The sequence below is a fragment of the Actinoalloteichus hoggarensis genome (assembly GCF_002234535.1).
GTDB lineage: Bacteria > Actinomycetota > Actinomycetes > Mycobacteriales > Pseudonocardiaceae > Actinoalloteichus_A > Actinoalloteichus_A hoggarensis.
In genome coordinates this window covers 2,548,100-2,562,666 of record NZ_CP022521.1, presented here as the reverse complement: position 1 = coordinate 2,562,666, position 14,567 = coordinate 2,548,100, and the positions used below count along the sequence as shown (strand labels likewise).

General features: G+C 71.3%; 12 protein-coding genes and 1 pseudogene. 7 read left to right on the top strand and 6 right to left on the bottom strand.

Annotation, left to right across the window (positions count from 1 at the left end):
* Positions 1 to 485 precede the first annotated feature (485 nt).
* The 5 genes from pdhA (at position 486) to AHOG_RS11265 (ending at position 8,274) form a co-directional block, all read left to right on the top strand.
* The gene (gene pdhA, locus AHOG_RS11290; protein WP_093941324.1) at positions 486 to 1,601 is read left to right on the top strand and encodes a pyruvate dehydrogenase (acetyl-transferring) E1 component subunit alpha; all 1,116 of its coding nucleotides are present in this window, start codon (positions 486 to 488) and stop codon (positions 1,599 to 1,601) included.
* Between the two features lie 87 nt (positions 1,602 to 1,688).
* Positions 1,689 to 2,681 (top strand): alpha-ketoacid dehydrogenase subunit beta, encoded by a 993-nt coding sequence (locus tag AHOG_RS11285; RefSeq protein ID WP_093941323.1) that lies wholly within the window; start codon positions 1,689 to 1,691, stop codon positions 2,679 to 2,681.
* A 25-nt stretch (positions 2,682 to 2,706) separates the two neighbouring features.
* The gene (locus tag AHOG_RS11280; protein WP_184450844.1) at positions 2,707 to 4,032 is read left to right on the top strand and encodes a pyruvate dehydrogenase complex dihydrolipoamide acetyltransferase; all 1,326 of its coding nucleotides are present in this window, start codon (positions 2,707 to 2,709) and stop codon (positions 4,030 to 4,032) included.
* Between the two features lie 399 nt (positions 4,033 to 4,431).
* The gene (locus tag AHOG_RS11270; protein WP_093941321.1) at positions 4,432 to 6,936 is read left to right on the top strand and encodes a DEAD/DEAH box helicase; all 2,505 of its coding nucleotides are present in this window, start codon (positions 4,432 to 4,434) and stop codon (positions 6,934 to 6,936) included.
* Positions 6,937 to 7,233: 297 nt separating this feature from the next.
* Positions 7,234 to 8,274: a phosphotransferase family protein gene (locus AHOG_RS11265; RefSeq protein WP_093941320.1), complete on the top strand. Its 1,041-nt coding sequence runs from the start codon at positions 7,234 to 7,236 to the stop codon at positions 8,272 to 8,274.
* 424 nt (positions 8,275 to 8,698) lie between these two features.
* On the opposite strand, the gene AHOG_RS11260 is transcribed toward AHOG_RS11265, so the two are convergent.
* Positions 8,699 to 9,604, bottom strand: a complete 906-nt coding sequence (locus AHOG_RS11260) for a GlxA family transcriptional regulator (protein WP_093941319.1) — start codon at positions 9,602 to 9,604, stop codon at positions 8,699 to 8,701.
* A 7-nt stretch (positions 9,605 to 9,611) separates the two neighbouring features.
* A complete protein-coding gene (locus AHOG_RS11255) occupies positions 9,612 to 10,211 on the bottom strand; it encodes an isochorismatase family protein (protein ID WP_093941318.1) in 600 nt (199 codons plus the stop codon).
* A 462-nt stretch (positions 10,212 to 10,673) separates the two neighbouring features.
* On the opposite strand from AHOG_RS11255, the gene AHOG_RS11250 reads away from it, so the two are divergent.
* Together AHOG_RS11250 and AHOG_RS29315 are read left to right on the top strand one after the other, a co-directional pair.
* The gene (locus tag AHOG_RS11250; protein WP_093941317.1) at positions 10,674 to 11,282 is read left to right on the top strand and encodes a hypothetical protein; all 609 of its coding nucleotides are present in this window, start codon (positions 10,674 to 10,676) and stop codon (positions 11,280 to 11,282) included.
* Between the two features lie 258 nt (positions 11,283 to 11,540).
* Positions 11,541 to 11,780, top strand: a complete 240-nt coding sequence (locus AHOG_RS29315; RefSeq protein ID WP_211290577.1) for a hypothetical protein — start codon at positions 11,541 to 11,543, stop codon at positions 11,778 to 11,780.
* A gap of 9 nt (positions 11,781 to 11,789) precedes the next feature.
* On the opposite strand, the gene AHOG_RS11240 is transcribed toward AHOG_RS29315, so the two are convergent.
* From AHOG_RS11240 to AHOG_RS11225, 4 genes and pseudogenes are all read right to left on the bottom strand, one after another.
* A complete protein-coding gene (locus AHOG_RS11240; protein ID WP_245856965.1) occupies positions 11,790 to 12,278 on the bottom strand; it encodes an amidohydrolase family protein in 489 nt (162 codons plus the stop codon).
* A 165-nt stretch (positions 12,279 to 12,443) separates the two neighbouring features.
* A pseudogene (locus AHOG_RS11235) lies at positions 12,444 to 12,962 on the bottom strand (amidohydrolase family protein); the annotation flags it as partial.
* Positions 12,963 to 12,981: 19 nt separating this feature from the next.
* Positions 12,982 to 13,932, bottom strand: a complete 951-nt coding sequence (locus tag AHOG_RS11230) for an aldo/keto reductase (protein ID WP_245856963.1) — start codon at positions 13,930 to 13,932, stop codon at positions 12,982 to 12,984.
* Between the two features lie 80 nt (positions 13,933 to 14,012).
* Entirely contained in the window at positions 14,013 to 14,324 is a 312-nt protein-coding gene (locus AHOG_RS11225; RefSeq protein WP_093941315.1) for an L-rhamnose mutarotase, read from the bottom strand.
* Positions 14,325 to 14,567: the final 243 nt, after the last annotated feature.

Below are 14,567 nucleotides of genomic sequence, written 5' to 3'. Positions count from 1 at the left end.
GCGTGCCTGGCGTGGCTCCCGGGCACGGCTTCGACGGCGCATGGCGGGCTGTCACTCCCCCAGCCGTGACGATCCGTCTCGGCCGCCACCGCAGGGCATCACCCGATTGGGCGCACCGCCCAGTTCGGAGCCCTCAGGTCTGGGCGGCCAGGCATGGCGCGAACGTGGTCTCGGTCACGACACTCTCCGTGAGACCCGCCGGGCGTCATGCTGCCCGGACGCGGCAAGGGCAGTACGAAGGAGCACATCGAGGTGCAGGGGTCCGACCGTCGCCATGACGGCCGCGCGACGGAGCGGTCCGCTCCGGGTCCGCGCCCGCCGTCGGACCGCCAGGGCAGGCGGCGAGCAGCGACGACGGACCTAGGCCCTCAGTCAGCGCAGCGCGTGGCGAGGGGTCGTCACGCGCGGACGACAGTCGCTCGCGGAGTGCGGGCGGGGATGACCGCGGAAGCGGCCCCGCCCGACCTCTTGAGAGGAGATCAGTGATGGCAGAGACGACCACCCGCCGGGGGTCGGCCACGCGCGCCAAGGCTCGCGGCAGCCGCGCCCGAGGCAAGGAGGCCTCGGAGGCCGCCGAGCCCGCCGAGCCGTTCGCGGGCGAGTCCCCCGAGGTGCTGCGCGACTATCTGCGTCAGATGACGCTGATCCGCCGCTTCGAGGAGCGCGCGGCGCAGGGCTACACCCAGGCCAAGATCGGCGGCTACTGCCACCTCAACCTGGGCGAGGAGGCCACCGTCGTCGGCCTCATGACGGCGCTGCGGCCGACCGACTACCTCTTCACGAACTACCGTGAGCACGGCTACGCGTTGGGCAAGGGCATCGACGCGGGCCGGGTGATGGCCGAGCTGTACGGCCGCACGACGGGCACGTCCAAGGGCTGGGGCGGGTCGATGCACATGTTCGACGTCGAGTCGCGGCTGCTCGGCGGCTACGGCATCGTCGGCGGTCAGCTCCCCCTGGCCACCGGTGCGGCCCTGGCCGTCGACTACCGGGGCGGCGACGAGGTCGTCATGTGCCAGATGGGCGACGGGACCACCAACATCGGTGCCTTCCACGAGTCGCTGAACATCGCGGCGCTGTGGAACCTGCCGGTGGTGTTCGTGGTCATCAACAACTACCTCGGCATGGGCACGACCGTGGAGAAGTCCTCCGCCGAGCCGGAGCTGTACAAGCGTGCGTCGGCCTACCGGATGCACGGCGAGCGGGTGGACGGCAACGACGTCATCGCGGTGCGCGAGGCGGCGAGCCGGCTCGTGGAGCGGGCCAGGGAGACCGGCGCGCCCGCCCTGCTGGAGGCGGTCAGCCATCGACTCAAGGGCCACTCGGTGGTGGACCCGGCGAAGTACCGCAGCGAGGAGTCCGTCGAGGCGGCTCGGTCGGCCGACCCGGTGGTGCGGTTCCGCGCCCAGTTGATCGAGGCGGGTCTGCTCGACGAGGCGGGCGCCGAGGAGATCGACCGGCAGGCGCAGGCCGAGGCCGATGCCGCGGTGGCGTTCGCCGACGAGAGCCCGCACCCCGACGTCTCGACGCTGTTCGACTACACCTACGCCACTCCGGTGGCGGGCGAGGACCGCCGCCTGCCCGCCGATCCGCTGTTCTGACCGCGAGCGGCTCCCCACCACCGGCATCGATGACCGGCCCGCCTCACCCGGCGGGGCCGGTCACGAGGACATCCCAGGAGAAATCCCTTGGCCGTCATCACCTACCGTCAGGCGCTGCGCGACACGCTGCGCGCGGAGATGCTTCGCGATGAGGACGTGTTCCTCATCGGCGAGGAGATCGGCGTCTTCGAAGGCTCGTACAAGATCACGGCCGGTCTGCTGGCCGAGTTCGGCGAGAAGAGGGTCCGCGACACCCCCATCGCCGAGGAGGGCTTCGTCGGCGCGGCCATCGGCGCGGCGATGCTGGGTCTCCGGCCCGTCGTCGAGCTGATGACCATCAACTTCTCGTTGATCGCCCTGGACCAGATCGTCAACCACGCCGCCAAGATCTACGGCATGTTCGGCGGCCAGAACAGCGTTCCGATGGTCATCCGGATGCCCGGCGGCGGCGGTCAGCAGCTCGGCGCGACGCACTCGCAGAACATCGAGCTGTACTACGCCTTCGTGCCCGGTCTCAAGGTCGTCGCCCCGAGCACCCCGGCCGACGCGCGTGCCCTGATGAAGGCGGCGATCCGCGACGACGACCCGGTGCTGTTCCTGGAGAACCTCGCCCTCTACAACACCAAGGGCGAGGTGCCCGACGAGATCGAGCCCGCCGAGATCGGCAAGGCCGCGGTGACCAGGGAGGGCACCGACATCACGATCATCGGGTACTCCCGGATGGCCGTGGTGGCCGCGCAGGTCGCCGAACAGCTCGCCGAGCAGGGCGTCTCCGCCGAGGTGGTCGATCTGCGCAGCCTGCGACCGCTGGACCGCGAGACGATCGTGGAGTCGGTCCGCAAGACCGGCTGTGCCGTGGTGGCCGAGGACGACTGGCTGACATACGGCATCGGCGCGGAGATCGCCGCGACCATCTCCGACGGTGCCTTCGACTACCTGGACGCGCCCGTGCGTCGCGTCGCCGCCGCCGAGGTGCCGCTGCCCTACGCCAAGCCGCTGGAACGGGCCGCGCTGCCCTCCGCCGAGTCCCTGACCACCGCCGTCCACGAGACACTGGACGCGGTCGGCCGCCGCCGCTGATCGCCAGCCTTCGCCGAGGAAGAACATGACTGAGATTCAGATGCCACGGCTCTCCGACACCATGGAGGAGGGTGTGATCTCCGCCTGGGTGAAACAGGAGGGAGACACGATCAGCCGAGGCGACGTCGTCGCCGAGATCGAGACCGACAAGGCCGTCATGGAGCTGGAGGCCTACGACGACGGCGTGCTGGAGAAGATCCTGGTGCCCGCGGGCGAGCTGGTGCCGATCGGAGCGACGATCGGGCTGCTCGGCGACGGCTCGGGCTCCGCCTCGGCCGCCCCCGCCGCGCCGAGCACCACAGCCCCGGAGGGCACCGGGGCGGCGGAGAGTGCCGCGGCAGCCGAGAGCACCGACCAGACCGAGGCCCCCGCCGACGTCTCCTCCGCCGCACCGCGGGTCGACCAGGCCCCCACCCCGGCGGGCTCCCGTCCGAGGTCCTCCCCGCTGGCCAGGAAGATCGCCAGAGAGGCGGGCATCGACCTGGACACGGTGGCGGGCAGCGGACCGCGCGGCCGTATCGTCCGGGCCGACGTGGACGCGGCCGTCGCCGCCAAGCAGTCCGCCGACGCCGCCGCGCCCGCACAGCAGGCGGAACCGACGGAGACCGCCGCCCCGTCCGCGCCGCGGACCGGGATCGCCGCCGACACCGAGGACGTCGAGGAGATCCCGCTGAGCGGCATCCGGCGGGTGGCGGCCAAGCGGCTGACGGAGAGCAAGCAGCAGGCGCCGCACTTCTACCTCACCAGCGCGGTGGACGTGACCGAGCTGCTCGGCTTCCGCGCCGACCTCACCGCCAAGGTGCAGGCGGCGGGCGGCCCCAAGGTCAGCATCAACGACCTGCTGGTCAAGGCCGTCGCCACGGCGCTGCGCGCCAACCCGACGGTGAACGTCTCCTTCGCGGGCGACAAGATCCTCCAGCACAAGAGGATCCACCTGGGCATCGCGGTGGCCATCGAGTCGGGCCTCGTGGTGCCGGTGCTGCGGGACGCCGACCGCAAGAGCGTGTCCGAGCTGGCGAGCGAGGCCAGGGAGAAGGCGGGCCGCGCCAGGGAGGGCAGGCTCAAGACCGACGAGATGACCGGCGGCACCTTCACGATCTCCAACCTCGGCATGTTCGGCATCGAGGAGTTCGCGGCCGTGATCAACCCGCCGGAGGCCGCGATCCTCGCGGTCGGCGCGGTACGCGACGAGCTGCGGCTGCGTGCGGAGGGCAAGAACAAGGTCGAGGTCCGCAAGATCATGCGGATCACCCTCTCGGCCGATCACCGCGCCGTCGACGGCGCCGTGGGGGCCGTCTTCCTCCAACAGCTCACCGCGCTGCTCGAGGACCCGATCCGCATCATCGCCTGACGGCGTCCCGCCATCGCGACTCGGCGGCCCGCCCTTCCGCTCCCGTGTTCACGGAGAGCGGAAGGGCGGGCCGTCGTCGTCGACGCCCGGCCCGCGCGAGAGGCTGGACCGGCACGACTCGCCCACGATCGCGATCGGCTCGGCCCGACTCGCGCGCGGGACGGCGTGACAGGAAACCGCGGACCGAGCACATCACCGCAGGCCGGCCGCCGCGCGCCGTGCCCTGGCGTCCGTCATGTCCGCGCCGCGGTCGACCCCCTCCGTCGAGGACACCGACCCGCACGACGTCGGTGCGGCCGCCGCGCACACCCGCTCGCCCGCTGCCGGTCGCGCCGCGGCGACCCGGACATGCCACCCGAGGTGCGCGGGCGGAAGCACAACAGGCACCATCGACGCACCATGACGCTCACCGACCGGATTCCCCCGAACCCCGAACCCGACGTGCTCTTCGAGGCCTTCTCCGAGTGGGCCGACGAGCAGGGCCTCGCCCTCTATCCCGCGCAGCAGGAGGCGCTGATCGAGGTCGTCACCGGCTCGCACGTCATCCTCAGCACGCCGACCGGATCCGGGAAGAGCCTGGTCGCCGTCGGTGCGCACTTCACCGCGCTCGCTCGTGGCAGGCGCAGCTTCTACACCGCGCCGCTGAAGGCGCTCGTCTCCGAGAAGTTCTTCGCGCTGTGCGAGACCTTCGGCGCCGCCAACGTCGGCATGCTGACCGGCGACGCCAGCGTCAACGAGACCGCACCGATCATCTGCTGCACGGCGGAGATCCTGGCGAACATCGCGCTGCGCGACGGCGCCGAGGCCGACGTCGGTCAGGTCATCATGGACGAGTTCCACTTCTACTCCGAGCCCGACCGTGGATGGGCCTGGCAGGTTCCGCTGCTGGAACTGACCAGGGCACAGTTCATCCTGATGTCGGCGACGCTGGGCGACGTCACCCGCTTCAAGGAGGACCTCACCCGTCGCACCGGTCTGGACACCGCGGTGGTGCAGTCCGTGGAACGCCCGGTCCCGCTGATCCACTCTTACGTCGTCACCCCGCTGCACGAGACGATCGAGGACCTGCTGCAGACCCACCAGGCGCCGGTGTACATCGTGCACTTCACCCAGGCGGCGGCGGTGGAACGCGCCCAGTCCCTGATGAGCATCAACGTGAGCACCCGAGCGGAGAAGGACTCCATCGCCGAGCTGATCGGCGGCTTCCGCTTCACCGCGGGCTTCGGGAAGGTGCTCTCGCGGCTGGTCCGCCACGGGATCGGCGTGCACCACGCGGGCATGCTGCCCAAGTACCGGCGCCTCGTGGAACGGCTCGCGCAGGCAGGTCTGCTGAAGGTCATCTGCGGCACCGACACGCTGGGCGTCGGCATCAACGTGCCGATCCGCACCGTGCTGTTCACCACGCTGAGCAAGTACGACGGCGTCCGCACCCGCCACCTCAAGGCCAGGGAGTTCCATCAGATCGCGGGGCGGGCGGGCCGAGCCGGGTACGACACCCTGGGCACCGTCATCGTGCAGGCCCCCGACCACGTGGTGGAGAACGAACGTCGCCTGAAGAAGGCGGGCGACGACCCGAAGAAGCGTCGTCGCGTCGTGCGCACCAAGCCGCCGGAGGGCTTCGTCAACTACGGCGAGTCGACCTTCGACCGGCTCGTCGCCGCCGATCCCGAGCCGTTGACCTCCAGCTTCACCGTCAACCACGCGATGCTCCTGAACGTGATCAGCAGGCCGGGCGACGCCTTCCAGGCGATGCGCAGGCTACTGGAGGACAACCACGAGTCCAGGAGGTCGCAGCTGCGGCTGATCCGGCGGGCGATCGCCGTCTACCGGGCGCTGCTGGCCGCGGGCGTCGTCGAGCGGCTGCCCGAGCCGGACGAGGCGGGGCGGATCGTCCGGGTGACCGACGATCTCCAGCTGGACTTCGCGCTGAACCAGCCGCTGTCGCCGTTCGCGCTGGCCGCGATCGACCTGTTGGACCGCGAGTCGCCGACCTACGCCCTCGACGTCCTCTCGATCATCGAATCCACGCTGGACAACCCGCGACAGGTGCTCTCGGCGCAGCTCTTCAAGGCGCGGGGTGAGGCCGTACAGCAGATGAAGGCCGACGGCATCGAGTACGACGAGCGGATGGAGCTGCTCGACTCCGTCACCTACCCGCAGCCGCTGGCCGAACTGCTCGGCGCCGCGTTCGACATGTACCGACGGGGGCACCCGTGGGTCCTCGACCACGAGATCGCGCCCAAGACCGTGGCCAGGGACATGTACGAGCGGGCGATGACCTTCAGCGAGTACGTCAGCTTCTACAGCCTCGCACGGTCGGAGGGGCTTGTGCTGCGCTATCTGGCCGACGCCTACAAGGCCGTCCGGCAGACGGTGCCGGAGGAGGCGAAGACCGAGGAGCTGAACGACCTGATCGAGTGGCTCGGCGAGCTGGTCCGGCAGGTCGACTCCAGTCTGCTCGACGAATGGGAGCAGCTCACCGACCCGAGTCAACCGGTGCGTGCCGAGGTCACGGTCGGGGATCGGCCGCACGGCGTCACCACGAACGTCCGGGCCTTCCGGGTGTTGGTGCGCAACGCGCTGTTCCGTCGGGTCGAGCTGGCGGCGCTGCGGCGCTACGACCTCCTCGGCGAACTCGACGGCGAGTCGGGTTGGGACGCCGAGGCCTGGTCGGAGGCCGTCGAGCCGTACTTCGACGAGCACGACTCGATCGGCACCGGCCCGGATGCGCGCGGCCCTCGGCTGCTCATCATCGAGGAGGACGGCCGTACCTGGCGGGTGCGGCAGATCTTCGACGATCCGGCGGGCGACCACGACTGGGGGATCAGCGCGGAGATCGACCTCGACGAGTCCGACGAGGCGGGCACCGCCGTGCTCACGATCACCGGAGTCGACGGGCAGTAAGCCCACGCGACGCCGCCCCGGCGGGCCGCCCGACCACCGCGGCAGGCCCGCCGCGCGGCCGCCGGAGCAGACCGCCTCCGGGCGGTCCGCTGGACCCCGAGTCACCGCTCCTCGCGTCCCGTCGCCCGCACGACGATCGATCGTTCCACCGTGGTCGAGCGTGCCGACGTGGTGGGCCGGGCCCCGCGGCGGAGTCGAACGTCATCGCCGTACCTCCTCGGCGGCCGGAATGCGATTACGATCTCGCGGAGTCCAAGCCGTCCATCGGGCTCGCGGCCCGGTCCGGAGGAGACCCGAATGCAGGCAGCGCAGGCCGGTCGGTTGACGGACGAGGAGTTGAGCGTGCTGCTCGGCGACGCGGGTCTGGAGACCACCGTGCGAGAACGTCGGCGACTGACCGGCGGGCTGTACAACTCCGTCCACCGATTACGGCTGGCCGACGAGAGTCGTGTGGTCGTCAAGGTCTCCCCGGACCCCACGCTGCCCGCCATGCGCTACGAGAAGCACATCCTGCGCACCGAGGCCCTGTACTTCCGCTTGACGGGCGCCCGGAATGCCCCGGTGCCCGTGGTGCTGCACACCGCGTTCGACCACCCGCGGATCGGCGCGGACGTCCTGCTGACGACGGAGCTGCCCGGCAGCCCGTGGTCGGAGCGGACGGCGATGCTGTCCGAATCCACCCGGAGTCGCACCCGCCGCCGCCTCGCCGAGGTGGTGGCCGGGCTGCACCGCGTCACGGGGGATCGGTTCGGCTACCCCGCTCGTTCTCTCGGCCCGACCGCGACGACCTGGCGGGCCGCCTTCCACACGATGATCGAGGCGGTCCTGGCCGACGCGGAGCGCTTCGACGCGCCGCTGCCGCTGCCTGTCTCGGAGATCCGCGCCGTCGTCCGCGGTGTCCTCGGCGACGACCCGGACAGCCCACAAGCCGCGACAGACGGGCTGCTGGACGCCGTCACGACACCCGTCCTGGTCCATTTCGACCTGTGGGCGGGCAACATCCTCCTCGACGGCCCGGACGCCGCACCGGTGATCGGCGGAGTGATCGACGGCGAGCGGGCCTTCTGGGGCGATCCGGCGGCAGATCTCGTCTCCCTGGCCTTGTTCGAGGACATCGAGCAGGACGAGGAGTTCCTCACGGCCTACCGCGACGCGGGCGGCCTCGTCGTCTTCGACGAGGACACCCGCCTGCGGCAGGCCCTGTATCGCGGTTACCTGTACCTGATCATGCTCGTCGAGACGGTGCCCCGGGGCACCTCCGGCGAGGCCCTCGTCCGACTGCGGCGCAGGCTGGGCGGTCTGCTGATGTCGGACCTGGCGTCGCTGCGCCGGGCCTGACCCTGCTCGGCGCCGACCTGGTCGGTCCGGATCCGGCTCACTCGCCGGCTGGAGCGGGAAGCGGCCCGCACGCACCGAGAACAGCCGCGGCAGCAGCTCGGCGTAGTCGACCTCGAGGCTGTGCGTGGAGTCCTGATCGCCGCCGGGGTCGGCGTGCACACCGACCCCGGCCCGCCTCTCGGAGCGAACCGGTCGAGCACCGTGTCGTGAGCGCCACGAAGTCGCGCAGCGCCCCGCCCGACGGGTCGAGTCTCAGCGAGAGCCCTCCCTCGGCGAGGTCCGGCCGCATGGAGTCCGCGCCCGCGTCGAGGCACCGACGGATGTCGCACTCGGCCTCGTCCACGAGGTCGGCGTGGCCGGAGCCGGACCTGACCTGACCCTGGCCGGATCTGCCCCTGGCCGGACGATGACGTCTGCCGGGCGGTCAGGCTCGGGCGCGCAGCCTGCGCAGCATCCGGGCGTCCTCGAACCCCACCACCCTGGCCGCCGACTCCGCGGTGGCGCCCTGTCCGAGGAGGTACTCGGCCCGTTCCAGCCTGAGCAGCTGCTGGTACCGCAACGGGGTCAGCCCGGTCGCCCGGCGGAAATGCCGGGTCAGCGTCCGCTCCGCGACGCCGACGGCCGCGACGAGATCGGCCAGTCGCAGCGCCTCGGTGAACCGGGAGTCGATCAGGTCCTGCGCCCGGTGCACGACGTCGTCGAGATGGTCCCGATGACGCAGCAGCACGCTGGCCTGCGGATCGCCGCCGTCACGCCGGGCATAGACCACCATCGCCCTGGCCACCCGCGCCGCCTGCGCCGGGCCGTGTGCCGAGGCGACCAGGTGCAGAGCCAGGTCGATGCCGCTGGCGACACCCGCCGAGGTGATCACACGGCCGTCGACGACGTAGAGGACGTCGCGGACCACGGTGGCCCTCGGGTGTCGAAGGGCCAGCTCCTCCTGCACGTCGTGATGCGTGGTGCAGCGCCGCCCGTCGAGCAGGCCCGCCCGGCCGAGGGCGTCCGCACCCGTGCACACGCTCGCCACCGTCCCGCCCGCCGCGTGATGCGCGACGAGTCGGTCCAGCGATTCGACGGTGAAGGGATCGGTGTCACGCAGCGACGGCGCCCGCCACCCCGGGACCATGATCACGTCGTCCCTGGTCTGAGTCGGCCAGGTCGTCGACGGCTGGAGCACGATCCCCTGTGCGGTCGGCACCGACGGCTGTTCGGCGACATGGTGCTGCGTGTAGCCGAGTCCGAGATCGGCTGCCGTGAGGAACACCTGCGACGGACCTGCGAGGTCGAGCAGGTGCACACCCGGCGCGAGGAGGAAGACGACCCTGGTCACGGTCCGGTCACCTCGGGGTCGGATTCGACGACACCACGTCGGCCACCGTGCGCACCGCGGCGAAGCGTCCGGACAGTGCGTAGACGGTGCGCTCGATGACGTCGTCGGTGGACAGCGTCCGAGGATCGGCGAGGATCGCGGCGAGATCGCGGCCCGCCGGTGCGTCGGGGTGCTCGATGGGTGTGGTGGCGGTGGCGTCGACGACGAAGGTCACCGCGAAACCGAGATCCGCGGCGAGCCGGGCCGTCGTCTCACAACACTGTTCGGTGCGCATGCCACAGACTGTCAGCTCCCGGACGCCCGCCGAGGTGAGCAGCTGGTGCAGGTTCGTGGTGGTGAAGGCGTTGTGTGCCGTCTTCCTCAGCAGCGGCTCGCCCTCGGCGGGCGTCAGCCCGGACAACAGCCGGACGTGACCCAGTTCGGGATCGAAGACGGTGCCGGTGCCGGGCTCGATGTGCAGCACCCACACGACGAGGTGGCCTTCCGACCTCGCGTGGTCGACCAGCGTGATGATCTTGTCGACGAGATCCGGATCGGAGACGGCCCGCCAGTTCTCCCGCTGTCGGAAGGACTCCTGGACGTCGATGACGACGAGTGCCTTGGTCATGGGACGATCCTGGCCGGTCGCCGGGGACGAGGGTAGGCATCGACCGGCACGAAACCGGACCGATCCGGTCATCGGCGGCGGCCGCCCGTCCGAGGGGACTCATGGGCCGGACGGCCTGATTCGACGGCGGTGGGCTGTGGCCGGTGCGGCGCGGCTCGTTCCGGCGGGCGGCGGGCGGGTCGACGAGGCAGGCACGCGGGTCGACTCGGCCGGCGACGAAGGACCGCGACGCCCGGAGTCTCCATACGACAGAGCGCGGCCACGACCGCCCGACGGACCTGCGGCGGTGACCCAGCGACAACGGCGCTCCACCCTGGCCCGCCCATCGAGTGATTCGAACGTGCGTTCGAGTGACATCGCGGCCATTGTCGGGGTTCCCGACTAGAATCAGAGACATACCAGGCCTGCTGACCTGGGGTTTCGGTACCGGTCACACGTCGCGCCAGACCTGCGGAGGCCTCGATGCCGTCGATCACGCTACCCACGTTCGTGAGCTACGCCGCCAGCGGCGGAGCCGCCCGCATCACCACGATCCACCAACAGCGCCGGAGGTACGAGAACCCGGAGCCGGCCGCCTACAACTTCTACCGTCGTCCCGCCGACGCGATCCGCGCGGGCCGGGCCGCCTGCCGCGACGAGGTCGCCATGACGTCCATGGTGCAACAGGCCCACGCGCTGCAGCGCCCGCACTACGAGGCCATCGCACGAGGATGGCTCCAGCTCATGGCGGAGTGGCAGCCGCGTCTCGTCGACGTCGGCCGTGCCCGCTGGTCCTCCGGCAGTCTGGACGTCCGGATCAGCCCGCACCTCGGGCTGCTGGACGACGACAACCGGCTCTGGTCGGTCTTCCTGCACTTCAAGGAGGCCGAACTGACCCGAGAAGGCTCCTACGCTCCGCTCCGACTCATGGAGCAGTGCATGGACGAGCTGTTACCCGGCGGCGCTCCCCTGGTGATCGACGTGCGTCGGGCCCGACTGTTCAAGGTGACCAATCGGAATCGGCAGCGGCTCGATGCCTGGCTCACCGGGGAGGCCGCCGCCTTCACCACGCACTGGGCTTCCGCCGCCTGAGCGACGCCGTCGTCGTGCGGCCGGAAACGACGTCCGGACTTCGTAGAACCGAGGAGGCCGCCCTCGAGGACTCCCGAGAACACGACGATCGGTCGCACGACGACCCGGCGTGATCCCGCACGTCGTCCCCGTCCCGGCAGGCACGGCGTTCGGCTCCGGTGTGGGCGTCATCGGGTCCGGTGGCCGGACCGTGGGCGTGCGCCAGGCCCCGGAGCGGGCCCGCCGCATCGACGACGCCCCGGAGAACGACCGTAGACCGTGGACGGCTTGGGCTTGGGCTTGGGCTTGGGCTTGGGCTTGGGCTTGGGCTTGGGCTTGGGCTTGGGCTTGGGCTTGGGCTTGGGCTTGGGCTTGGGCTTGGGCTTGGGCTTGGGCTTCGGCTTCGGCTTCGGCTTCGGCTTCGGCTTCGGCTTCGGCTTCGGCTTCGGCTTCGGAGGGATTATCGACGAGTCGGGCGGGCATCGTCAGGTCGGTGCCGAGCCGGTCGGTCAGGTATGAGCAGGCAGCTCATCCCCGAAGCCGGTACCACTCTCGGGCGTTGGTCGACAGCACACGGCGCCGCTCGGCGACGGACAGCGCGTCGGTGAGCCGATCCGCCAAGGTCAGCACCTCCCCATAGGTGCCTGCCAGCTCGCAGACCGGCCAGTCACTGCCGTAGAGGAGTCGCCGCGGGCCGAAGGTCGACAGCAGCCGATCGGCGTACGGCCGGATGTCGTCGACCGTCCAGTCCGACCACGAGGCCTCGGTGATCAGGCCGGACAGCTTGCACACCACGTTCTCGGCCTCGGCGAGAGCCCCCACCGCCGACGACCACCGGGCCGCGCCCGAGGACGGCGCCCACCCGCCGACCGCCCCGGCCGTCGACCCGTCGTGGCGCGAATGACCGACAGACCCGTCCCCGGGCGGCGGTCCACCCGAACCAGACCACGGCCTGTCACTCCCCTCGACCGGCGGCTCACCGCTCTTCTCGACGGGCGGACCGCCGCTGTTCCCCATGGGCGATCTGCCGCTCTCTCCCATGGGCGCTCTGCCGCTGTGCCCGGTGGCCGGCTTGCCGCTGTGCCCGGTGGGCGGCTTGCCGCTCTCCCCGATGGGCGGCTTGCCGCTCTCCCTGATGGGCGGCTTGCCGCTCTCCCTGATGGGCGGCTTGCCGCTCTCCCTGATGGGCGGCTTGCCGCCGTGGTCCAACACGAACCGCAGCTCGGGGACGGCCCGAACCACCTCGGTGGCGGCGCCGAGCTGATCGGGGCGCACGAGGAGGTCGTAGGCCAGCCCGGCCTCGGCCACCGCGCGCAGTCCGCGACGGACGTCGGGTCTGGACAGCCAGTCCGGGTCCGGTTCGTTCTCCACCTGATGGCGGATGCCCACCAGCCCGGCGCCGCCGGGTCGCGACCGCAGCGCAGCGAGATCCTCGGCGACGGAGTCGGCCGTGAGGTCGAGCCAGCCCACGACCCCGACGACGAGTCCCTCGCTGCGCGCCGCCTCGGCGAGGAACTCCACCGTCTCGGCGCGGTCGCTCACGGTCTGCACGAGCACCGTCGCCGTCACCGCCGTGTTCGCGAGCGCCCCTGCCAGCTCGGCCCGTCCGTACCGCCGCCGGATCGGAGAGAACGCCTCCCCCGCCATCCACGGGTACGCGCGGCGCGTCGGGTCCCAGAGATGGTGATGGGCGTCGACGATGGATTCGATGGTCACCGGCTCACTCCTCGGGTACGGGGACGTCGGCGCGTAGCAAACCGGCCGCCTTCAACTCCGCCCAGCAGCCGGTGGGCACCGGCTCGGCGGCCAGCGCGACGTCGTGCACGATCTCGTCGGGCGATCGCGCTCCCACCAGCACGCCTGCCACGGCCGGGTGCGCCAGCGGCAGTCGCAGTGCCGCCTGCGGCAGCCGCGCGCCGTGTCGTTCGCAGACGTCGGCGATCCGCCGGGCGCGTTCGATCAGCTCCGTCGGCGCGGTCGCGTAGTCGTAGGTCGCGTCCGGGCCGGGTCGATCGGCGGCCAGCAACCCGGAGTTGAACACCCCGCCCACCAGCACCGAGGTGCCTCGTCGGACGCAGGCGGGCAGCAGGCGGTCGAGCGCGCCCTGCTCCAGGACCGTGTATCGGCCTGCCACCAGGACGACGTCCAGATCGCACTCCTCGACCAGACCGGTCAACGCCGAGGCGCTGTTCATCCCCGCGCCGATCGCGCCGACCAGTCCTGCGGCGCGCAGGTCACGCAGAGCCGGATACGCCTCCCGCACCGCCCAGTCCAGGTGGTCGTCGGGGTCGTGCAGCAGGACGACGTCGATCCGGTCCAGGCCCAGCCGGTCCAAGGAGTCCGCCAGGGACCGCCGGACGCCCTCGGCGCTGAAGTCCCAGCGGCGACGGTGGGTGGCCGGGACGTCGAAGCCCTCCTGATCGCGGGAGGCCTCGGCGCCCGCAGGCGCGGGGTCCAGCAGCCTCCCCACCTTCGTCGAGAGCACGTACTCGTCTCGAGGACGATCCCGGAGGGCGGCGCCAAGCCTGCGTTCCGACAGACCGAGTCCGTAATGCGGCGCGGTGTCGAAGGTGCGGATGCCGGCTTCCCAGGCGGCGTCGACCGTCGCCGAGGCCTGATCGTCCGGCAGTGCGGCGAACAGGTTTCCCAGCGCCGCGCAGCCCAGGCCCAGCGGTCCGACGCGGACGTCCCCACGTCCGAGGACGGCACGATCCGTTCGGCCTGCCGAGTCGGCGCGGCCTCCGGGGCCGCTCACGGCAGCTGCCAGACCATCGAGATGCCGTTGTCGCCGCCGGAGTAGTCGTCCGGCACGGCGAGCAGCGGGGCGAGTCGCCGCTGCCATTCGACATTGGCGGGGTCGTCGCGCAGCGCCGCGCGCATCGCCTGGTAGTCCTCGCATTCGACCAGGTGGAACAGCTCCCGACCGTCCCGCCAGATCCGCCAGGAACGGACTCCCGCCGCGCGCAGCGCCGCGTCCAGCTGCGCGGGGATCACCCGGTGCACGTCGTCATAGTCCTGCTCACGCCCCGGCTCCAGCCTGGTGTGCAGCGCGATCGTCTCCATCGGCGGACTCCTCTCAGCAGTCGTGGCCCCGATGTCTGGTCGGCACCGTCCTCGTATCACCGTCGCGCAGCCGCGTGGGAGCCTGCGCCGCTCCTGCTTCTCGACCACCCCGCCGGAACCGAACGCGATCGCGAGACGGCGCCGGTTCCGCCGAGGAGCGGCCGCCCCGCGCCGGCCGCCGGCCGCTGGGCGCGGTGCGCCCGCCGACCGAAACGAGGGACGCACCTCGTGCTGCCTGCCGAA